Origin of the sequence: Paraburkholderia mimosarum LMG 23256 = NBRC 106338 (assembly GCF_000739815.1) — a bacterium.
Lineage (GTDB): Bacteria > Pseudomonadota > Gammaproteobacteria > Burkholderiales > Burkholderiaceae > Paraburkholderia > Paraburkholderia mimosarum.
Window position 1 is genome coordinate 144,206 of the sequence record NZ_BBJJ01000006.1, and the last position, 21,117, is coordinate 165,322.

A 21,117-nucleotide genomic window follows, 5' to 3' on the forward strand; every position below is an offset into this window, starting at 1 on the left:
TCGGAATGAAATCATCTGGATTCCGAAATTTCGTGTGCCCTGTGCTCTGTGCTTGTTGCAAGCAAGGTCGGTGCGGGGAGCGAATCGGCGCATGAGCCGCGAGCTGCCCGAGCGATGCTGCCAACCCTGACGCCGGTCTGGTCGATACCCGTTTTAGTCGGACTATTCGTTACCTATCCATACGGGTAGGCTGGCGCGAGCGTCAGAGCGTCCTACAGTACTTCATACGAAAAGAACCTACGGCGGGACCAACGGGGATAGCCATGACATTCGTCGAACAGGAAATCGCGCACATTGCGCGTGTGATGCCGCCGTCGCTGGCTGGTGATTTCGAGATGCCGGTGATGGGCGTCGCCTACTGGCGCAAGCGTCTGCATACGCTGCTCAAGCAAAATCACCTGACTCATGTCCAGCTTTCGACCGTCGATACACTGCTAAGGCAGCTCGACGGCTTCGAGGCGCTCGGCCGCTGGCTGCCGCGCCCGAAGCAGGCGTCCCGCGACGTGCGGCGCGCGAAGTAGGGCCTGCGGCCTGGCAAACCAGCAAAGGGGTGAGAAATGCAAAAAGCCCGATCGCGAGGATCGGGCTTTTTGACTGAATTCGCTGGTGGGGCGTGAGTGACTCGAACACTCGACCTACGGATTAAGAGTCCGCTGCTCTACCAACTGAGCTAACGCCCCCAACAGAAGAAAGATTATGCATCACTTTTCAGGACTTGCCAAGTCCCTTCTGCGAATTTTGTGAAAAAAGTTGACTTCGGCGTCTAACGCCCGTCCCACACGGGGCGTGAGCGCATTCACCGCGGGGTCGCGCTGTCCCGGTATGATGGGCGCCACTTCGTGGCGTCAAAGGGCTTCTCGCCAGTCGCCGCGCGTCGCCGTATCGTTGGAACCGGCGCAAACCGGCTGGAATCGCCGCGCGGCACGCATTTCTCAAAGGCATACGATGGACGACAACGCAATCGACGCGCTGCTGGAGCGCGTGCTGGCCCCGTGGGTCCGCGCGCTCGGGATGAGACCTGTCGAAGTGACTGACGACAGCGCCACCCTGCGCCTGCCGTTCTCCGGCGAGCTGCGCCACTCGGGCGGTGTGATCTGCGGCCAGGTTTTCATGGCGGCGGCCGATACGGCCATGATCGTCGCGATCGCGGCCGCGCTCGGCGGCTTCAAGCCCATGACCACCGTTGCGCTCAACACCAACTTCATGCGCGCCGTGCGCAAGGGCGACGTGCTCGTGACGGCCCGGGTGCTGCGCATGGGCCGCAATCTGGTGTTCGGCGAAATAGAACTCTACGACGAAGACGGCCGGATGGCGGTACACGCGACCTCGACCTACGCGCTGCTCGATTAAGCTTGGCGCTTCCGATCGTTTCCGGTCGTTTCGAGGGACGCACAAGGCATGTTCGATCAAGTGGTTTTCGCGGGCGGCGGCAATCGCTGCTGGTGGCAGGCGGGCTTCTGGGACATCGTCCAGCCTGAGCTGCGCATTCGCCCGCGCGTCATCACGGGCATCTCCGCGGGCGCGGCCACCGCATGCATGCTCTACATGCGCGAGGCCGACTGGGTGATGCGCTATTACGAGGAAGCACTGCGTCACAACAAGCGCAACGCCTACTGGGGCAATCTGCTGCGCGGCGAATCGGTTTTCCCGCATTACCGCATTTATCGCCAGGCGCTGCTAGACATCTACGGAGAGCCGTTCGCGCGGCTTCAGGACGCGCCCGAGATCCGCATCGGCGTTTCGCATGTGCCGCGCTGGCTTGGCGCGCGCAGCGCCGTGGCGGCGGGGCTCATCGCGTACAACATCGAAAAGCACATCCGCAAGACGCTGCATCCCACGCTCGGGCGCAAGCTCGGGTTTCATCCGGAGTTCGTGACGGCGCAGGAGTGCGCGAGCGTGGAGGATCTGGCCGACCTCATCCTGCAGTCGTCGTGCACGCCGCCGTTCACGCCGGTGCTGCGCCGCGACGGTCGCCCGGTGCTCGACGGCGGAATGGTCGACAACGTGCCGGTCGGCGCGCTCGACGAGACGCCCGGCCGCGTGCTGGTGATGGTGACGCGGCTTTATCCGCGTCCGCAGATGTTCGTGGTGCCGCATCAGACGGCGCAGGGCGTGCAGCAACGCCTGTATGTGCAGCCTTCGGCCAGGGTGCCGATTTCGAGCTGGGACTACACGAGCCCGCAGCAGATGCAGCACGCTTACAACCTCGGCCGCGTGGATGGCGAGCGTTTCCTCGCGCGTTTGCCCGAGGTCATGGATGCGGCCGCGCGCGCTTGAGCGCGCGCCGGCCGGCCAAAAGGCGGACGCAAGCAGGGCGGCGCGCGCCACCCCATAACGCCGTGCTTACTTGCGCCGGCCGCCCTTCAGCGCTTCGGGGTTCGCGACGTTCGCGTGATCGCCCGCATCGAAGGCGAGAATGTTGCGGAACGCCGCGCCGAAGTACAGTTCGTAGCTCTCGCGCTCCACGTACCCGATGTGCGGCGTGCAAATCACGTTTTCCATGCGCAGCAGGCTGTAGCCCTGCAGGATCGGCTCGCTTTCGTACACGTCGATTGCGACCATGCCCGGCCGGTTGTGCGCGAGGGCGCCGAGCAGCGCGTTCTCTTCCATCAGTTCCGCGCGGCTCGTGTTGACGAGCAGCGACGTGGGCTTCATGCGCAGCAGGTCTTCCTGCTTCACGATCCCGCGCGTGTCGTCGTGCAGGCGCAGATGCAGCGAAAGCACGTCGCTTTCCTCGAACAGCGCCTCGCGGCTCGCGGCCGCTTCGTAGCCGTCGGCGCGCGCCTGCTCCAGCGAATGCTCGCGGCCCCACACCAGCACGCGCATGCCGAACGCCTTGCCGTACCCGGCCACGAGCCGGCCGATCTTCCCGTAGCCCCAGATGCCGAGCGTCTGGCCGCGCATCACCGTGCCGAGACCGAAGTTCGGCGGCATCGCCGAGGTCTTGAGGCCCGACTGCTGCCACGCGCCCTGCTTGAGGTTGGCGACGTACTGCGGAATGCGGCGCTGGGCGGCCATGATGAGCGCCCACGTGAGCTCGGCGGGCGCGACGGGTGAGCCCGTGCCCTCGAGCACGGCAATGCCGCGCTCGGTGCAGGCGGCGATGTCGATATGCGAACCGGCCTTGCCCGTCTGGCTGATCATGCGCAGATGCGGGAGTTTGTCGAGCAGTTGCGAGCTGATGCGGGTGCGTTCGCGAATCAGCACGAGGGCCTCGACTTCGGCGAGGCGGCTGGCCAGTTGGCCGAGCCCTCGCACAGTGTTGTTGAAAACCTTGACCTCGTGGTCGGCGAGCAGTTGAAAGCAGTCGAGCTTGCGGACGGCGTCCTGGTAGTCGTCAAGGATGGCTATTTTCATGGCAGCGGGTTGTTGTATGTGTTTTGCGCAGCGTCATTCGCGGCGCGACTTCGATGTTTATCTGGTGGTTGTCCCACTATGCAGCGCCAGGAAGACTGGTATGAATATGGGGAGCTTTCAGGTCGCTCGCCGCGTGCGGCGGCGGGCATTTCGCTTGCGCAGCCCCTCGGCTACGCAGGCAGGTTTTGTTGACGCGGCCGTCGGCCGCGAATTTGCAATTTTTAACAGCTTGTCGGGCTCCGATGCAAGCCGCTTTACAGACGGTTTCGAACCCCAGGCTAAAGGACCTTGACGACCTGCCCAACTGTCCGATTCGAACCGCCTGTTGACCTGCCATCAACGTTGGGTTCGCAACGGTTGCGCCTCTCGCGTGCAGCGTCTAAAAGGGCCGATTCCCTTTTTACAGCCCTAAAAATGGAGACAGCTCGATGAACCATCCCGATTACCAAGCCCAGGCCGCCGCGCAGGTGCCCGCCTGGGTCCGGCACCGGAAACTGATCGACTGGGTGCAGAAGATCGCGGCGCATACGCAGCCCGATCGTATCGTGTGGTGCGACGGCTCGCAGGAGGAATATGACCGCCTGTGCGCGCAGATGGTCGAGGCCGGCACGATGCGCCGCCTCAATCCGCAGAAGCGCCCGAATTCCTGGCTCGCGTGCTCCGACCCATCGGATGTCGCGCGTGTGGAAGACCGCACCTTCATCTGCTCGCCGCGCAAGGAGGATGTCGGTCCCACCAATAACTGGATCGCGCCCGCCGAGATGCGCGCGACGCTCGACGGCCTGTTCGCGGGCGCGATGCGCGGCCGCACCCTGTACGTCGTGCCGTTTTCGATGGGCCCGCTCGGCTCGCCCATCGCCCATATCGGCGTGGAGCTTTCGGATAGCCCGTATGTGGTCGCGAACATGCGCATCATGACGCGCATGGGCCGCGCCGTGTACGACGTGCTCGGCGAAGACGGCCCGTTCGTCCCGTGCGTGCACAGCGTTGGCGCGCCGCTCGCTGCGGGCGAAAAGGATGTGGCGTGGCCGTGCAACAAGACCAAGTACATCGTCCACTTTCCCGAATCGCGCGAGATCTGGAGCTACGGCTCGGGCTATGGCGGCAATGCGCTGCTGGGCAAGAAGTGCTTCGCGCTGCGTATCGCCTCGACCATGGGCCGGGACGAGGGCTGGCTCGCCGAGCACATGCTGATTCTCGGCGTGCGCTCGCCCGAGGGCCGCAAATACCACGTCGCGGCGGCGTTTCCATCCGCGTGCGGCAAAACCAACTTCGCCATGCTGATTCCGCCGCCCACCATGAACGGCTGGGAAGTCACCACGATCGGCGACGATATTGCCTGGATCAAGCCCGGCGCCGACGGCCGTCTCTACGCGATCAACCCGGAAGCGGGCTACTTCGGCGTGGCGCCGGGCACGGGCGAAAAGACGAATTTCAATGCGATGGCGACGCTCAAGGAGAACGTGATCTTCACGAACGTCGCGCTCACCGATGACGGCGACGTCTGGTGGGAAGGCATGACCGACGAGCCGCCCGCGCACCTGATCGACTGGCAGGGCAACGACTGGACACCGGCCATTGCGAAGGAGACCGGCCGCAAGGCCGCGCACCCGAACGCGCGCTTCACGGCGCCGGCTTCTCAGTGCCCGTCGATCGACCCCGAATGGGAGAACCCGAAGGGCGTGGCCATCGACGCCTTCGTCTTCGGCGGCCGCCGTTCGACCACGGTGCCGCTCGTGACCGAGGCGCGCGACTGGACCGAGGGTGTCTACATGGCGGCGACCATGGGCTCGGAAACGACCGCCGCAGCGGCGGGACAGCAAGGCGTGGTGCGTCGCGACCCGTTCGCGATGCTGCCGTTCTGCGGCTACAACATGGCGGACTACTTCCGGCACTGGCTCGACGTGGGCGATCGCCTGGCGAGGCTCGGCGCGACGCTGCCGCGTATTTTCTGCGTGAACTGGTTCCGCAAGGGCCCGGACGGCAAGTTCGTCTGGCCGGGCTTCGGGGAGAACATGCGCGTGCTCGAGTGGATGGTGCGCCGCATCGAGGGCAACGCGAGCGGTGGCGAACATGCGTTCGGCGTGTCGCCGCGTTACGACGATCTCAACTGGAGCGGCCTGAACTTCACGCAGGCGCAATTCGAACAGGTGATTTCTGTCGACCCCGACGCCTGGCGCGCCGAACTCGCACTGCACGCTGAATTGTTCGAAACACTCGCGCATGGCCTGCCGAAAGTGCTCAAGGACGCTTGCGAAGCGCTGGAAACACGCCTGTAATCGGCTGAAGTGAGCGCTCGCTAACAGAATGGCCGCCGACGGGCGGCCATTTTCCATTCCGGCGCCGACTCAGGTGATGCAGTGCGCAAGGCTGTCTATTCGGCGGTTGGCCGGTCTTTTCGCTGCGTCGCGCAAAATTGTTTCTATCCCAGAAACAATACGTCAGCGGTTGATGCATTTTGGGGCGCAGTCGAAGAATTCGTAAAGAAAATAGGGGCTTGGGAGGCAACTTCTGCACGTTTTCCGCTGTCGTAGGAGAATTCGCGATCTCCTCCGCTGATTAACGGCGGGGGCAGTACAGCAGGAGTTGTCACATGGATCATTTGCAGTCGATGCGAGTCTTCGTCAAAGTCGCCGACCTCGGCAGTTTCGCCCGGGCCGCTTCCGCGATGGATATCTCCAATGCGGTTGCGACGCGGCATGTCGCCGACCTCGAAGGCCGGCTCGGCACGCGTTTGCTCAATCGCACGACCCGCAGTCTTTCCCTGACCGAATCGGGCCAGGTCTATCTCGAGCGCGCCCGGCAGATTCTCGATGAGCTCGAGGATGTCGAGCAGATGGTCGTCGCGCGCAATCACGAGCCGGTAGGCACCCTGCGCATCGTCGCGCCGGTGGTGTTCGGTCTCCACAATCTTGCCCCTGTGCTGCAGACGTACACGCAGCGTTATCCGCAGGTCATTCCCGACGTCACGCTGGTCGACCGCCAGGTCGATCTCGTGGAGGAGGGTTTCGACCTGGGCGTCGTGACGGCGCGCCAGATGCGCAGCGCAAGCATCGTCACCCGTCGCCTCACGACGGGCTGCATGACCGTATGCGCGACGCCGGCTTACCTCGAAAAACACGGCACCCCCACGCGCCCCGAGCAGCTCATGGAACACCCGAGCCTCTCGCTGCCCTCGGAGTACTGGGGCGACGAGCGCGTTTTTACGGGCCCCGATGGCGAAGTTCGCGTGCGCCCGGTCAATGTGATCGTGGCGAACAACACGGAGATGCTGCGCCAGTTCGCGCTGCTGGGCATGGGCATCGCGATTCTCCCGAGCTACCTGATCGGCCGTGACATGACGCGCGGGCGCCTCGTGCGGCTGCTGGGCGACTATCGCCTGCCGCAGGTGGAGATCAACGTCGCGTATCCTAGCCGCCGCCATCTGCCGGCCAAGGTGCGTACCTTCATCGACCACCTCGTCGAGCACTTCAGCCAGACGCCGAACAGCCAGCTCGGTGAGCAGTGGGTCAAGGATGGCCTCGCACGGCCCGCCGGCGCCTCCGCGGCGGCGCGTGACGGCGTCGTGCCTGAATCCTTCGACGAAGCGCAGTCTTCGGGGGCTTCGAACCGGCGCGACGGCGAGCACACCGGCATGGACGCCGAGCGCGCGCGCAAGGTCGGACGCCCGTCGGCGGCACGCACCCGGACTTCGGCGATTTCGCCGCTATAAGCGCGGTATGGCCGTTCATCGGTCGATAAAAAAGGCGCAGCTTCGAGGGAAGCTGCGCCTTTTTGCACAATCGCGCCTGGGGCGGCGACGGCCCGCGAAGAGGCGGCGGCCTACGAGCCCGTCTTGCGCGCCGGCGTCTTGCGAGCGGCGGTCTTGCGCGCCGGTGCGGCCTTGGCGGCCGCCGTCTTGCGTGCGGGTTTCTTCGCTTCTGCCGCTGCTTCGTCTGCATCGTTCACGGCATCGCCCGGGGCCTCGGTCGTTGCGGCCGACTTCTTCGCTGCCGTCTTTGCGGCCGTCTTCGCGCTCGGCTCCTTCTTCTCGAACTCGAAGCCGATCTTGCCGTCCGGCTGTTTGACGAGGAAGGCCTTGAAGTTGCGGCCCGTGCGCGACGACTTGAAGTTCGTCAGCAAGTCGGTGCGGCCCTCTGCCAGCAGCTTCGCCATCTGGTCGCGCGTGATTTCCTGCTGGAGGATCACCTTGCCCGAGCGGAAGTCGCAGGACTTCGGATTCGCGACCGAATGCTCGCAGACATAGCTCATGCCGTGCTCAAACACGCGGCCTTTGCACTTCGGGCACGCGCCTACGGGCTCCTGCTGCGAGAAGTCGGGCGCTTCGCCATCCTCGGCGCCGGCGTCCTGGCCGAAATCGAACTCCAGCTTGTAGTTCTTGATCTCGTCGTCGAACGAGAGCTTGAGGATGGCCGAGAAGGGCCGCCCCATCTTGCTGCGGAAGCCCGAGAGCGGGCCGATCGTCTTGTTCTGCAGCAGCTCTTCCACTTCCGGGATTTCGAACTGGCGTCCGCCCGGAATCTTCGAGATCGAGAACTCGCACTTCGTGCATGCGAAGCGGCGATAGTTTTCCTTCACCTGGCCGCCACAGTTCGGGCACGGCGTTTCCAGCGTCGCATAGTCGCCGGGAATGGTGTCGGAGTCGTATTCCTTCGCGCGCTTCACGATGGTCTGCGTCATGCGGGCGATTTCCTGCATGAACGCATCGCGCGGGAGCTTGCCGCGCTCCATCTGCGAAAGCTTGTACTCCCACTCGCCGGTCAGTTCCGGCGCGGTGAGTTCTTCCACGCCGAGACCGCGCAGCAGCGTCATGAGCTGGAACGCCTTGGCCGTGGGAATCAGCTCGCGCCCTTCGCGCACGAGATACTTTTCGCCGAGCAGGCCTTCGATGATGGCCGCGCGCGTGGCCGGCGTGCCCAACCCCTTGGCGGCCATCGCCTCGCGCAGCTCTTCGTCGTCCACGAGCTTGCCGGCGCCTTCCATGGCCGAGAGCAGCGTCGCTTCGTTGTAGCGTGCGGGCGGCTTGGTCACGAGCTGGTGCGCGGCGATCTTGTCGGTCTTCACCTTCTCGTCCTTCTTTACCGGCACGAGATTGGCGTCGTCGCCGCCCGCGTCGCGGCCGTAGACCTGCAGCCAGCCCGGCTCGACCAGCACCTTGCCTTCCGTCTTGAAGTGATGGCCGGCGACTTCGGTGATGCGCGTCGTGACGCGATACTCGGCTGCCGGAAAGAACACGGCGAGGAAGCGCTTCACGACCAGGTCGTAAAGCTTCTGCTCCGGCTCCGAGAGCGACTTCGGCGCCTGCAGCGTGGGGATGATGGCGAAGTGGTCGCTGATCTTCGAGTTGTCGAAGATGCGCTTGTTCGGCTTCACCCAGCCCTTGTCGAGCACCTGCTTGGCGTGCGGCAGGTAGTTGTTGCTCTCCTTGAGCATCTCGAGCGTCTCTTTCACGGTGCCGAGGTAGTCCTCCGGCAGCGCGCGCGAATCGGTACGCGGGTAGGTGAGCACCTTGTGCTTTTCATACAGCGCCTGGGCGAGGCCGAGTGTGTTCTTGGCCGAAAAGCCGAAGCGGCCATTGGCTTCGCGCTGGAGGCTCGTCAGGTCGAAGAGCGCGGGCGAGAGCTGGGTGGACGGCTTCGATTCCTCGCTTACCGTGCCTTCGCGGCCATGACAGGCCGCCACGATGCTTTCGGCGGCCGGCAGGCTCCAGAGGCGCGAGTCGCGTTTTTCCGGATCGAACTCGTCTTTCTTGAATTTCGGGTCGAACCAGCGGCCCTCGTAGAAACCGCTCGCACAGACGAACTCCGCACGCACTTCCCAATAGTCACGCGGGATGAAACGGCGGATTTTCTCCTCACGTTCCACGACGATCGACAAAGTTGGCGTCTGAACGCGGCCGACGGTCGTGAGGAAGAAGCCGCCGCCCTTGCTGTTGAACGCGGTCATCGCGCGCGTGCCGTTGATGCCGACGAGCCAGTCGGCCTCCGAGCGGCAACGCGCGGCGTCGGCGAGCGGCTGCATGTCGTCGTCGCTGCGCAGGTTCGCGAAGCCCTCGCGGATGGCCTGGGGCGTCATCGACTGGAGCCACAGGCGCTGGACTGGCTGCTTCGCCTTCGCGTGCTGCGCGATCAGGCGGAAGATCAGTTCGCCCTCGCGCCCCGCGTCGCAGGCGTTGATCAGTTTGGTGACGTCCTTGCGCTTCATCAGCTTGTTGAGCACCTTGAGCCGCGATTCGCTCTTGGCGATCGGGTTCAGGTCGAAGTGCGGCGGGATCACGGGCAGGTGGGCGAAGCTCCACTTGCCGCGCTTGACCTCGTATTCTTCGGGCGCGGCGATTTCCAGCAGATGGCCGACTGCCGACGAGAGCACGTAGTCGTCGCTCTCGTAGTACTCGTCATGCTTGGTAAAACCGCCCAGAGCGCGCGCGATGTCGTTCGCGACGGATGGCTTCTCGGCGATGATCAGAGCTTTGGACATGACTGGTTGCTTGTGGTGTATCCGGTTGGCGCCCCCGGGGCCGATGCCGCTCGAATGGGCGCTTGGGCGCGATGCCCGGCTATGCTGCCCCGCTTCGGGGGTCTTTCTCGACCGCTTTATAGCACATGGCGCGACGGCGTCGATTTTTGTGTCATCTCGTGGCGACGCCTGCGCACCTGCCCGGAACCTGCCGGACACCTCCTGGGGCGCCCAATCATAAGGGCGCGCGAAGCCGCGCGGCAAGCGGCGCGGCCGATCGGACTCCGACGCGAGTTGCGCTCAGACGGCAGTTAGCGCGGGCCGCAGTTTTGGGGCATCGGCCACGCCAGGCAGCGCAGTGAGGTCCGCGAGCATGCGCTCGACCACGGCGGCGTGCGGCAGCACCGTGCCGAAGAATCGCGTAGCATGGCCGTCTTCGATCAGGATGGTCGGGAAGTTCTCGACATCGAGGTCGTCGAAGCGGTCGGCATGGGTTTCGATATCGATGTACGCGAAGCAGATCTCGGGATGCGCATCGGCGATGCGGTCGAACGTGGCCCGGTAGTCGCGGCACGTCCCGCACCACTGCGCGCACAGACACGCGACGAACAGCGTGTCCGGGTTGCTGACGCGCTCGGCGATCTGTTCGGCGTCGGTGTCGAGGTTTAGCGCGGGCATGGTCGTTCCTTGCGTTCTCTTATATATAGAGCGGGGTGTTTGGCGCGAATGTATCACGGCGGCACGGCCGCGGCGGCACTCCCCGGTGCGGCTCACTGGCAGCCGTCCTGGCTGCGGGAAGCGCGCACGAACCAGCCGCCCGGCAGTGCATCGAGGTGTCCCGCGAGTTCCAGTTGCAATAGCGTGCCTTGCAATGCCGCTTCCGGCATATCGGTGCGCTGGGCGAGGATTTCAACCGTGGCGGGGGCGTGACCCAGCGCTTCCAGCAGTCGCAGGGCGTCTGCGCTCAGGCCGGTGCGCGAAGAAATGCCTTCTTTTCGTGCTACGTCAGGCAGCGGTGGAGAGGATTGGAGCGGTAGCGGCACCGTTTCGTTGGCGTTGCGCTGCATACGATCGAAGGGCACCGAGACTTTCGGGCCGAGGTGACCTCGTTGCGCCCCGCGAGACCCACGGGTGGCCGCCGGTTGCCCGAGGTTCAGCGCATCGAGCACCTCTTCCGGCGTTTCGACCAGTTGCGCGCCCTGCTTGATGAGGCCATGGCAGCCGCGCGTGAGCGGCGCGTGAATCGAACCGGGCAGCGCGAAGACGTCGCGCCCCATTTCGTTGGCGAGGCGTGCCGTGATGAGCGAGCCCGAACGCTCCGCGGCCTCGACCACGACCACGCCTTCCACGAGCGCGGCAATCACGCGGTTGCGTTGCGGAAAGTTCGCCGAGCGCGCCGGCGTGCCAAGCGGCCACTCGGAGACGATCGCTCCGCGCGCGGCAATCTGCGTGGCGAGCGCGTGATGCACCGCCGGATAGACGAGATCCGCGCCCGTGCCGATCACGGCGACGGTGCCCGCCCGTTCGTCGAGCGCCCCGCGATGGGCGGCGCCGTCCACGCCCTGGGCGAGCCCCGAGACCACGGTGAGGCCCGAAGCGGCCAGCGAGCGCGCGAAGCGCGCCGCGTCTTCCATGGCCTGCGGTGTGGCGTTGCGGCTGCCCACGACGGCCACCGCGCGAGCATGGAGCAGATCGAGCCGGCCCTTCGCGTAAAGCAGGGCGGGTGGATCGGGCATCGCGAGCAAGCGCGGCGGATAGGCCGGGTCGGCGAGCGTGACGAGCGCGTTGCCGGGCGCAGCGCACCATGCCCGCAACGCTTCGACCTGCGGCGCGAAGTCCGTGCCGGGCTCGGCCAGTGCGGCGCGAGCGGCTTGCGCGCCGGCCACGGCGGCGAGTGCGGTGAAAGGCTGCGCCAGTATGTTCTGCGGCAGCCCGAATGCACCGAGCAGCGCCCGCAGCGCCGCCGGCCTCAGACCGCGCGCGAGTGCAAGGCGCAGCCAGGCGGCCAGTTCTTCGGGAGACAACGGCAAGGTCGTCAGCATCGCGTCCTCCGCGCGCGGACCGTTTGCCGCACATCGTGATAAAATTTTCACTATCCGAAATACACCGTGGCGCCCTCATCCCTGGTCGCGGGCGCACGCCTTCAGGCGTGAGCGCGCGGGCGACAGCGCATGCAACGTTGAATTGCGGTCCCTGCATCCGTATATGCGTGCATATCCTCCGTATCCGGCATGAGACCTGCAAGCTGGCCGAATGGCCAGTCCGCGTGGCGTCGCCTCGATCCTGGCTTTTTGCTGGGCGCCTAACGAGAAACCCGTCAAGTCATGGCTCTACTGAACATTCTTCATTACCCGGACAAGCGCCTGCACAAGGTCGCAAAGCCAGTCGACGTGGTCGACGACCGCATCCGCAAGCTCGTCGCCGACATGGCCGAAACCATGTACGCCGCGCCTGGCGTGGGCCTCGCGGCGACCCAGGTCGACGTCCACGAGCGCGTGGTGGTGATCGACGTATCCGACACGCACAACGAACTGCGCGTGTTCATCAACCCGGAAATCGTCTGGTCGAGCGACGAGCGCGAAGTGCACGAGGAAGGCTGCCTCTCCGTGCCCGGCATTTACGACGAAGTCGAGCGCGCGGAAAGGGTGCGCGTGCGCGCGATCAACGAAAAGGGCGAGAGCTACGAGGTGGACTACGAAGGATTGCTCGCGGTGTGCATCCAGCACGAGATGGATCACCTGATGGGCAAGGTGTTCGTCGAGTACCTGTCGCCGCTCAAGCAGACGCGCATCAAGAGCAAGATGAAGAAGCTCGAGCGCGCGATGTGATCGTCTTGCGCCGCGCCGTTTCTTCCCTTCATCCCCCTGCTTCGAGCCAACCGGGCAGCGAGCGCCTATGAGCCATACCCTTCGCGTCATCTTTGCCGGCACGCCGGAATTCGCCGCCGCCGCACTCGCGGCGATCCACGAAGCGGGCTTTGCCGTGCCGCTCGTCCTCACCCAGCCCGATCGCCCCGCTGGCCGCGGAATGAAGCTGCAGGCGAGCCCCGTCAAGCGCTACGCGCACGAGCATGGCATCGCCGTTGCGCAGCCGCCGTCGCTGCGCCGCACGGGCAAGTATCCGCAGGAAGCTGCCGCGGCGCTGGACCTGCTGCGCGCGACGCCGCACGACGTGATGGTGGTCGCCGCGTACGGACTGCTGTTGCCGCAGGAAGTGCTCGATATACCGCCGCACGGCTGCATCAACATTCACGGATCGATCCTGCCGCGCTGGCGCGGCGCCGCGCCGATTCATCGCGCGATCGAAGCCGGTGACACGGAAACCGGCATCACGCTCATGCAGATGGACGCGGGGCTCGACACCGGTCCGATGATCTCCGAGGTCCGCACCGCGATTGCCCCCCACGACACCACGGCGACACTGCACGACCGCCTCGCGCAACTCGGCGCCAAGCTGATCGTCGATGGGCTCGTCGCGCTCGAGCGCGACGGCGCGCTGCCTGCCACGCCGCAGCCGGCCGAGGGCGCGACTTACGCCGAAAAGATCGGCAAGCACGAGGCCGCGCTCGACTGGCGCCGGCCGGCTGTGGCGCTCGCGCGCCAGATTCGCGCGTTCGACCCGTTTCCGGGCGGCGCGGGCACCCTGGATGGCGCGCAGCTCAAGCTGTGGGCCGCCGAACCGGTGGAGCACCGGGCCGGCTCGGCCGCCCAGCCCGGCGAGATTCTGGAGGCAGGGCCGGCGGGCGTGGTGGTAGCGTGCGGCGAGGGCGCGCTGCGCCTCATGCAACTGCAAAAGCCGGGCGGCAAGCGCCTCCCCGCGCGCGAATTCCTTGCCGGCATGCCGCTCGCGGCGGGGCAGCGTTTCCAGCTGCCGGAAGCGTCCGCAGCCTGAGCCCGGCACGGCATCGGGCGCGCCCTGACGACGACTCGCGCGCCCGATGCCATGCCGCGAGCCGCGCGCTAAAATCGATGGCGCTTCGGCGCGTTTCATGGTCCAGAGGTCGTCATGCCCGGCATCACCCATTTCGGTTTTTTCCTCGTCGCCGTTTTCCTCCTGAACGTGACGCCGGGCCCCGACACGGCCTATATCGTCGGCCGCAGCGTCGCGCAGGGCCGCGGCGCCGGTCTCGTTTCCGCACTCGGCATCTCGGCGGGTTGCTGCGTGCACGTGGTTGCCTGCGCCTTCGGTCTGACGGCGCTGCTCGCGGCCTCGGCCACGGCGTTCACGGTCATCAAGATCGTCGGCGCCGTCTATCTCGTGTACCTGGGCGTGCGGCTCATCCTGACAAGGCACGAACCCAGCCCGGTAGGCGAAGGCGCACCGCGCGCCGCGTCGGACGCCGCGCCGCGCCCGTTGCGCAAGCTCTTTGTTTCGGGCTTCTGCACCAACGTGCTCAATCCGAAGGTCGTGCTGTTCTTCGTCTCGTTCTTCCCCCAATTCGTGAGCACGGGCAGCGCGCACAAGGCCCTCGCTTTCCTGATGCTCGGGGCGGTGTTCGTCGCGATGAGCACCGTCTGGAACAGCTTTGTCGCGTGGGTGGCGGGCAGCGTCACGCAGCGCTTTTCTGGCAAACCCGGCGTGAAGAAGTGGCTCGACCGCACGGTTGGCTCGGCCTTCGTCGGCCTTGGCGTGAAGCTCGCCACCGCCACGCGCTGAGGTCGCGCTGAGATTGAATTTTTCGCGCCCGCCCATATCTAACAAATCACTTACAATGCGTTCGCGCCAGCACGGCTGACCGGGCTGGGCGGCGGGCGTCCAACGAACGATTCGATCCCTGGCGGGTGAAGGAGCACAGCACATGTTCAACTGGGTCAAAACCGCGATGTTGATGGCCGCGATTACGGCCCTTTTCATCGTGATCGGCGGGCTGATCGGCGGGCAGCGCGGGATGATGCTGGCGCTGTTCTTCGCGCTCGCCATGAACTTCTTTTCGTACTGGTATTCGGACAAGATGGTCCTGCGCATGTACAACGCGCAGGAAGTCGACGAGACCACGGCGCCGCAGTTCTATCGCATGGTCCGCGATCTGGCCACGCGTGCGGAACTGCCGATGCCGCGCGTCTACCTCATCAACGAGGACGCGCCCAACGCCTTCGCGACGGGCCGCAACCCCGAGCACGCGGCGGTCGCGGCGACCAGGGGCATTCTGCGCGTATTGTCCGAGCGCGAAATGCGCGGCGTGATGGCGCACGAGCTGGCGCACGTGAAGCACCGCGACATTCTCATCTCGACGATCTCGGCCACCATGGCCGGCGCGATCTCGGCGCTCGCCAACTTCGCGATGATCTTCGGCGGACGCGACGAGAACGGCCGTCCGGCGAATCCGATCGCGAGCATCGCCGTGGCGCTGCTCGCGCCGATCGCGGGCGCCCTGATCCAGATGGCGATCTCGCGGGCGCGCGAGTTCGAGGCGGACCGCGGCGGCGCCCAGATTTCCGGCGATCCGCAAGCGCTCGCCACGGCGCTCGACAAGATTCATCGCTACGCGCAGGGCATTCCGTTCGCGACGGCCGAAGCGCATCCCGCCACGGCGCAGATGATGATCATGAACCCGCTCTCGGGCGGCGGTTTGCAGAACCTCTTCAGCACCCACCCGTCCACCGAGGAGCGCATCCGCCGGTTGATGGACATGGCCGCCGGCAGACGCTAAGTGGCAAGCCGAGTAGAAAGAGCGCCTCTTTGGAGGCGCTTTTTTTTATTCAACCGGTGACTGCGGCATCGCCGGGCGCATGCCGCGCGCTGGCAAGAGCCGAAACCCGCAACGACCGCTGGCGCGCGAGAATCGACGATGAACGCGAAATGGACGCCGGTGAGCCAGGACGCATGGCGCACGTCATATAGGCGCCCAAACTTCGCGACGATGCACGCGGCAATATTCCGCCGCTTTCCTCATCCGCGCGCCTTGCGAGAATCGCGCGGCTAACGGCGTCGTGCGCCGCTGGCAGTGTTGCGCGCTCACCACGCTACAATGGCTCGCTTGTGCACCCTTGACGCCACGGTTCGCCGCGGCCCGCATCCGGTTTTTTCATGACATCCAGCCCATCCCGGCGAGCTTCGGCGCCTTCCCACGACAAAAAGCGTTCCGCATCGCATGCGCGCCGTCAGGGGCCGGGGACGCCGACAGGCGGCGCCGTACGCCTTGCCCCCGATTCGCTCGGCTTCGCGCTCGATCAGGCCGCTCATGCGCTTGGCGCCGTGCGTGCCGGCGCGGCACTCCCGGCCGCGCTCGCGAGCGCCTTCGCCGCGCTGCCCGCCGATTTCGCGCCGCACGCGCGCGGCGCCGTGCAGGACATCGCCTACCGGACGATGCGGCGGCTCGGCACGGTCGACTGGCTGATCCGGCAGCGCGTGAGCAAGGCACCGCCGCCCCCCGTCGCGAATCTGCTTGCCTGCTCGCTGGCGCTGCTGCTCGACGACGAATCGAGTGCCGCCTACACGCCGTTTACGGTCGTGGATCAGGCCGTGCGCGCCGTCGGGGCGCGCCGCGAGAGCGCCTTCGCGAAGGGCCTGGTGAACGCGGTGCTGCGCGGTTTCCTGCGCGAACGCGATGGGGCGCTGGCGGCGGTTCAGACCGACGAGATCGCGCGCTGGAACTATCCGCGCTGGTGGATCGACGCGGTGCGCACCGCCTGGCCCGCGCAATGGCAGGCGATCCTCGCCGCCGGCAACAGCCAGGGCCCGCTCACGCTGCGCGTGAACGCGCGCCGCTCGAGCGCCGCCGACTACGTGCAGCGCCTCGCCGCCGAAAACATCGCGGCGACACAGATCGGCGAGCACGCTGTGCGCCTTGCTGCCCCGCTGCCCGTCGATCGCATTCCCGGCTTCCTCGCTGGCGATGTGTCGGTGCAGGACGCGGGCGCGCAGCGCGCCGCGGAACTCCTCGGCGTGCGTGACGGCATGCGCGTGCTCGACGCGTGCGCGGCGCCCGGCGGCAAGAGCGGCCATCTGCTCGAACTTGCCGATATCGATCTGATCGCGCTGGAAAGCGACGCGACGCGTGCCGCGCGCATCGGCGAGAACTTCGCGCGCCTGGGTTTTGCGAAGGACGATCCGGCGCATCCCTCGCGTCACGCGAAGATCGTGGTGGGCGACGCGGGCGACCCCGCCGCGTGGCACGACGGCCAACGCTTCGACCGCATTCTCGCCGACGTGCCGTGCTCGGCCTCGGGCATCGTGCGCCGCCACCCGGATATCCGCTGGCTGCGCCGCGAGAGCGACATCGCCGCGCTCGCGCAGGAGCAGCGCCGCATCGCACAGGCGCTGTGGCCGCTCCTCGAGCCGGGCGGCGAACTGCTCTACGTGACCTGCTCGATTTTCCCCGAGGAGGGCGAGGCGCAGGCGCGCTGGTTTGAAACCACCCATGCGGATGCGGTACGATTGGACGCGCCGGGGCAACTGCTGCCCACGGCGGACGGCGCGCCGGCCCGGGGGCCAGAATGCGGCGCAGCCAAAGAGGCGCGGCACGATGCCGATGGACAAGCCGCGGCGACCGCCTGCCCCGTTCCCGATCGCACCGCAGATCACGACGGATTCTTCTACGCGCGCTTTCAGAAACGGTGACCATCAAACGCTTCTTCCCGCTGCGCCTCGCGGCCCTGATCTGGCTCGTGCTCGCCGTGGTCGGCTTGGTGGCCGCCGCGCCGGCGCGCGCCGATTCGATCTCCGTGCAGCGCGCATCGCTGCAGGCCGACGGCAATGGCTGGAGCCTCGACGCCCGCTTCGAGTTCGAGCTCAACAGCAGCCTGGAAGACGCGGTCAACAAGGGCATTCCGCTCTACTTCACCACCGACTTCGAACTCTCGCGAGCGCGGTGGTACTGGTTCGACGAACAGCCGGTGAGCGCTTCGCAAAGCATTCGCCTGTCGTTCCAGCCGCTCACGCGCGAGTACCGCGTGTCGAGCGGCGGCCTCCAGCTCGGCTTCTCGACGCTCGCGGACGCACTCGCCGTCATCAAGCATGTCACGTCGTGGCACGTGATCGATCGCAACGATGTGCGTCCGGGCGAAACCTACACGGCGTCGGTGCGCATGCAGCTCGATGTCGCGCTGATGCCCAAGCCGTTCCAGATCGACGCGGTGAACAACCGCGACTGGAATCTCGCTTCCGACTGGAAGCGCTTTAACTTCACGGTGACCGAACGTGCTAGATAAAGTACGCCGCGCCACCAGCTTCAGCAGCGTCGTCGTCAAGCTGCTCGTCTCCACCGTCGCGTTCACCGCGACGTTGCTGCTCGTCCTGCTCGCCGCCGCGAGCGCGAACACCGAGTTCTTCGACCGCTACTACGGCTGGCTCTATGCGGCCAATATCGTCGTCGCGCTGATCTTCCTGCTGGTGGTGACGGCGCTCGTGATCGTGATCGCCGTGCGCCTGAGGCGCGGCAAGTTCGGCACGCGGCTGCTGGCCAAGCTCGCGTTCTTCTTTGCGCTCGTGGGCGTGGTGCCGGGCGGCATCATCTATATCGTCTCGTACCAGTTCGTCTCGCGCTCGATCGAGTCGTGGTTCGACGTGAACGTGGAGACCGCGCTCACCGCCGGCCTGAACCTCGGCCGCGGCATGCTCGACGCCTCGCTCTCCGACCTGCAAACCAAGGGCCGCCTCATGGCCGAGCAGATCGCGAGCGGCGACGCGGCGGGCACGACGCTCACGCTCTTGCGCGCGCGCGACCAGTTCGGCGTGCAGGACGCGACCATCGTCGAGCCGGTGCGCAGCATGTCGGGCGCGGCGCCGGAGATGCACGTGGTGGCGCAGGCGTCGAGCAACTTCTCGTCGCTCGTGCCGGCCGATCTGCCCACGCAGCTCATGATCGATCAGGCGCGAGGGCGCGGCTATGCCGCGATCGAGGGCGAGGTGGACGGCGACCCGCATCAGCATGGACCGAAGGGCGCGCTGCGCTTGCGCGTGGTCACGCGCATTCCCGATGCGAACACAACGGACCTGCAACCGGTGGAGCGCTTCCTGCAACTGGTGCAGCCGGTGCCGGCCGCGCTCGCGCGCAACGCCGACGCCGTGCAGCGCGCCTATCGCGAGTACCAGGAAAAGGCGCTCGGCCGCACGGGCCTGCGCAAGATGTACATCGGCACGCTCACGCTCGCGCTCTTTCTCGCGACCTTCGTCGCGATGATGCTCGCGCTCGCGCTCGGCAACCAGCTTGCACGGCCGCTCTTCCTGCTCGCACAGGGCACGAAGGAAGTGACCGAGGGCGACTACACGCCCAAGCGCGAAATCAAGTCACGCGACGAACTGGGCTTCCTCACGCAGTCGTTCAACGCGATGACGCGCCAGCTTTCCGAAGCGCGCCAGGCCGTCGAAAAGAATCGCGTCGCGCTGGAGCACTCGAAGGCGTATCTCGAAAGCATCCTGGCGAACCTCACGGCGGGCGTGTTCGTGTTCGACCGCCAGTTCCGCCTCACGACGGCGAACCCCGGCGCGGAACGCATTTTCCGTCAGCCGTTCGAGACGCAGCTCGGCGTGGCGCTCGACCATATCGGCGCGCTCACGGAGTTCGGCGCGATGGTGCGCAAGGCGTTCGCCGACCAGGAAGCGTCGCGCACGGATCGCGAAGGCGGCGATCCAGATCGCGGGCACTGGCAGCAGCAGTTCTCGGTGCCGATTCCGGGCGAGACCGATCCGCTCACGCTGCTCGTGCGCGGCGCGCGGCTCGTTTCCGACACGGGACGCGACGCGGGCGACATGCAGACTTCGGGCTATGTCGTGGTGTTCGACGACATCTCCGACGTGATCTCGGCGCAGCGCTCGGTGGCGTGGGGCGAAGTCGCGCGGCGCCTCGCGCACGAGATCAAGAATCCACTCACGCCAATCCAGCTCTCGGCCGAGCGCCTGCAGATGAAGCTCACCGACAAGCTCGCGCCAACGGATGCCGAAGTGCTCAGGCGCGGCGCGACGACGATCGTGAACCAGGTCGCGGCGATGAAGCAGATGGTCGACAACTTCCGCGACTACGCACGCACGCCGCCCGCGGTGCTCGCGAACCTGCAGCTCAACGAGCTCGTGAGCGAGGTGCTCACGCTCTACGGCGCGGAAGAAGGCAAGAGCGCGATCAAGGTCGAGCTTTCGGAGTTGCCCGTGATACGCGGGGACGCGACGCAATTGCGCCAGGTGATCCACAACCTGCTGCAAAACGCGCAGGACGCCGTGGCCGACACCGGGAATCCACGCGTGACGCTCGAGACGCGCGCCGTAGAATACGGTGACCCCGACGCGCAAGGCCGCACGCGCGTGGCGGTGCGTCTCACGGTATCGGACAACGGTCCGGGTTTCCCGGCGCGCATCCTCACGCGCGCTTTCGAACCCTATGTGACGACCAAGGCCAAAGGAACAGGACTCGGGCTTGCGATGGTCAAGAAGATCGTCGACGAGCACGGCGCGCGCATCGACATCCGCAATCGACTGAGAGCGGGCGACGTGATCGAAGGCGCGCAGATCTCGATTCTCTTTCTCCAGCTGGCAGACGATGCCGCCACGCCTGGCCCCGGTGGAACCAGCACATCGGGCGAACGGCAGGCGCATGCCGCGACGGAGCAGGAATCAAAAGCAACAGTGCAGACAAGGGCAGCGTAAATGGCAACCATCCTGGTGGTAGATGATGAAATGGGCATCCGGGAATTGCTCTCGGAGATCCTTAGCGACGAAGGGCACGTGGTGGAGCTCGCGGAAGATGCGCAACAGGCGCGCGACTTCCGGCAGCGCCAGGTGCCCGATCTCGTGCTGCTCGATATCTGGATGCCGGACACCGATGGCGTGACCCTGCTCAAGGAGTGGGCCGCGCAGGGCCAGCTCACGATGCCGGTCATCATGATGTCGGGGCACGCGACCATCGACACCGCCGTCGAGGCGACCAAGATCGGCGCGCTCAACTTTCTCGAAAAGCCGATCGCGCTGCAAAAGCTGCTGAAGGCGGTCGAGCAGGGTCTCGCGCGCGGCACCGCAGCGCCGGTCTCGCCCACTGGGGCGGGCGCAACGGGGAAATCGGCGGCGGGCGGCCCTGCGGTCGTGGCATCGGCGGCGGCGCTGCCGGTGCTGGGCGCCGACGGCGTGCACGGCATGCAGGCCGGCGCAACGGCGACGCAAACCGCTTCGATCTCGTTCGATATTCCGCTGCGCGATGCGCGCGACGCGTTCGAGCGCGCCTACTTCGAGTACCACCTGGCACGCGAGAACGGCAGCATGACGCGCGTGGCCGAAAAGACGGGACTCGAGCGCACGCACCTGTATCGCAAGCTCAAGCAGCTCGGCGTGGACCTCGGCAAGAGCAAGGGCGAATGAAGCGCCAAGGCGAGGCGAGCG

Annotated in this window: 17 protein-coding genes and 1 tRNA gene; 13 read left to right on the plus strand and 5 right to left on the minus strand. The window is 66.1% G+C overall.

Features of this window, described 5'->3' with window-relative positions; all coding sequences use genetic code 11:
• Positions 1-263: 263 nt before the first annotated feature.
• Positions 264-521, plus strand: a complete 258-nt coding sequence (locus BMI01S_RS07080; RefSeq protein WP_042288721.1) for a hypothetical protein — start codon at positions 264-266, stop codon at positions 519-521.
• 83 nt (positions 522-604) lie between these two features.
• Here the strand turns inward: BMI01S_RS07080 and BMI01S_RS07085 are convergent.
• Positions 605-680 (minus strand) — tRNA-Lys (locus BMI01S_RS07085).
• Between the two features lie 265 nt (positions 681-945).
• On the opposite strand from BMI01S_RS07085, the gene BMI01S_RS07090 reads away from it, so the two are divergent.
• Both BMI01S_RS07090 and BMI01S_RS07095 read left to right on the plus strand, forming a co-directional pair.
• Entirely contained in the window at positions 946-1,350 is a 405-nt protein-coding gene (locus BMI01S_RS07090; RefSeq protein ID WP_028211935.1) for a PaaI family thioesterase, read from the plus strand.
• Positions 1,351-1,398: 48 nt separating this feature from the next.
• Complete coding sequence (locus BMI01S_RS07095; protein ID WP_028211934.1) at positions 1,399-2,277, plus strand: patatin-like phospholipase family protein; 879 nt, start codon at positions 1,399-1,401, stop codon at positions 2,275-2,277.
• 66 nt (positions 2,278-2,343) lie between these two features.
• Here the strand turns inward: BMI01S_RS07095 and BMI01S_RS07100 are convergent, their stop codons facing one another.
• Positions 2,344-3,357 (minus strand): D-2-hydroxyacid dehydrogenase family protein, encoded by a 1,014-nt coding sequence (locus BMI01S_RS07100; protein WP_028211933.1) that lies wholly within the window; start codon positions 3,355-3,357, stop codon positions 2,344-2,346.
• 428 nt (positions 3,358-3,785) lie between these two features.
• Between BMI01S_RS07100 and BMI01S_RS07105 the strand changes: the two genes are divergently transcribed.
• Both BMI01S_RS07105 and BMI01S_RS07110 read left to right on the plus strand, forming a co-directional pair.
• Positions 3,786-5,636, plus strand: coding sequence for a phosphoenolpyruvate carboxykinase (GTP) (locus BMI01S_RS07105; protein WP_028211932.1), 1,851 nt, complete (start codon positions 3,786-3,788; stop codon positions 5,634-5,636).
• A 314-nt stretch (positions 5,637-5,950) separates the two neighbouring features.
• Positions 5,951-7,069, plus strand: coding sequence for a LysR family transcriptional regulator (locus tag BMI01S_RS07110; protein WP_028211931.1), 1,119 nt, complete (start codon positions 5,951-5,953; stop codon positions 7,067-7,069).
• Between the two features lie 110 nt (positions 7,070-7,179).
• Here the strand turns inward: BMI01S_RS07110 and BMI01S_RS07115 are convergent, their stop codons facing one another.
• From BMI01S_RS07115 to dprA, 3 genes are all read right to left on the minus strand, one after another.
• A complete protein-coding gene (locus BMI01S_RS07115; protein WP_028211930.1) occupies positions 7,180-9,834 on the minus strand; it encodes a DNA topoisomerase III in 2,655 nt (884 codons plus the stop codon).
• A gap of 279 nt (positions 9,835-10,113) precedes the next feature.
• Positions 10,114-10,491, minus strand: a complete 378-nt coding sequence (locus tag BMI01S_RS07120) for a thioredoxin family protein (protein ID WP_028211929.1) — start codon at positions 10,489-10,491, stop codon at positions 10,114-10,116.
• A gap of 92 nt (positions 10,492-10,583) precedes the next feature.
• Positions 10,584-11,852, minus strand: a complete 1,269-nt coding sequence (gene dprA / locus BMI01S_RS07125; RefSeq protein WP_028211928.1) for a DNA-processing protein DprA — start codon at positions 11,850-11,852, stop codon at positions 10,584-10,586.
• A gap of 285 nt (positions 11,853-12,137) precedes the next feature.
• Here dprA and def point away from each other — a divergent pair, with 285 nt between their 5' ends.
• From def to esaR, 8 genes are all read left to right on the plus strand, one after another.
• Entirely contained in the window at positions 12,138-12,641 is a 504-nt protein-coding gene (gene def / locus BMI01S_RS07130; protein ID WP_028230487.1) for a peptide deformylase, read from the plus strand.
• 67 nt (positions 12,642-12,708) lie between these two features.
• A complete protein-coding gene (gene fmt, locus BMI01S_RS07135) occupies positions 12,709-13,704 on the plus strand; it encodes a methionyl-tRNA formyltransferase (RefSeq protein WP_028211926.1) in 996 nt (331 codons plus the stop codon).
• Positions 13,705-13,818: 114 nt separating this feature from the next.
• The gene (locus BMI01S_RS07140) at positions 13,819-14,469 is read left to right on the plus strand and encodes a LysE family translocator (protein ID WP_028211925.1); all 651 of its coding nucleotides are present in this window, start codon (positions 13,819-13,821) and stop codon (positions 14,467-14,469) included.
• Between the two features lie 142 nt (positions 14,470-14,611).
• Positions 14,612-15,463, plus strand: a complete 852-nt coding sequence (htpX, locus tag BMI01S_RS07145) for a zinc metalloprotease HtpX (RefSeq protein WP_028211924.1) — start codon at positions 14,612-14,614, stop codon at positions 15,461-15,463.
• A gap of 377 nt (positions 15,464-15,840) precedes the next feature.
• A complete protein-coding gene (rsmB, locus tag BMI01S_RS07150; RefSeq protein WP_028230486.1) occupies positions 15,841-17,373 on the plus strand; it encodes a 16S rRNA (cytosine(967)-C(5))-methyltransferase RsmB in 1,533 nt (510 codons plus the stop codon).
• On the plus strand, positions 17,370-17,963 hold the full coding sequence (locus tag BMI01S_RS07155; RefSeq protein ID WP_028211922.1) for a DUF4390 domain-containing protein: 594 nt from the start codon (positions 17,370-17,372) through the stop codon (positions 17,961-17,963). The genes rsmB and BMI01S_RS07155 overlap by 4 nt, the downstream gene beginning before the upstream one ends.
• Positions 17,953-20,391, plus strand: a complete 2,439-nt coding sequence (locus BMI01S_RS07160) for a sensor histidine kinase (RefSeq protein WP_028211921.1) — start codon at positions 17,953-17,955, stop codon at positions 20,389-20,391. The genes BMI01S_RS07155 and BMI01S_RS07160 overlap by 11 nt, the downstream gene beginning before the upstream one ends.
• Entirely contained in the window at positions 20,392-21,096 is a 705-nt protein-coding gene (esaR, locus tag BMI01S_RS07165) for a response regulator transcription factor EsaR (RefSeq protein WP_028211920.1), read from the plus strand.
• Positions 21,097-21,117 lie beyond the last annotated feature (21 nt).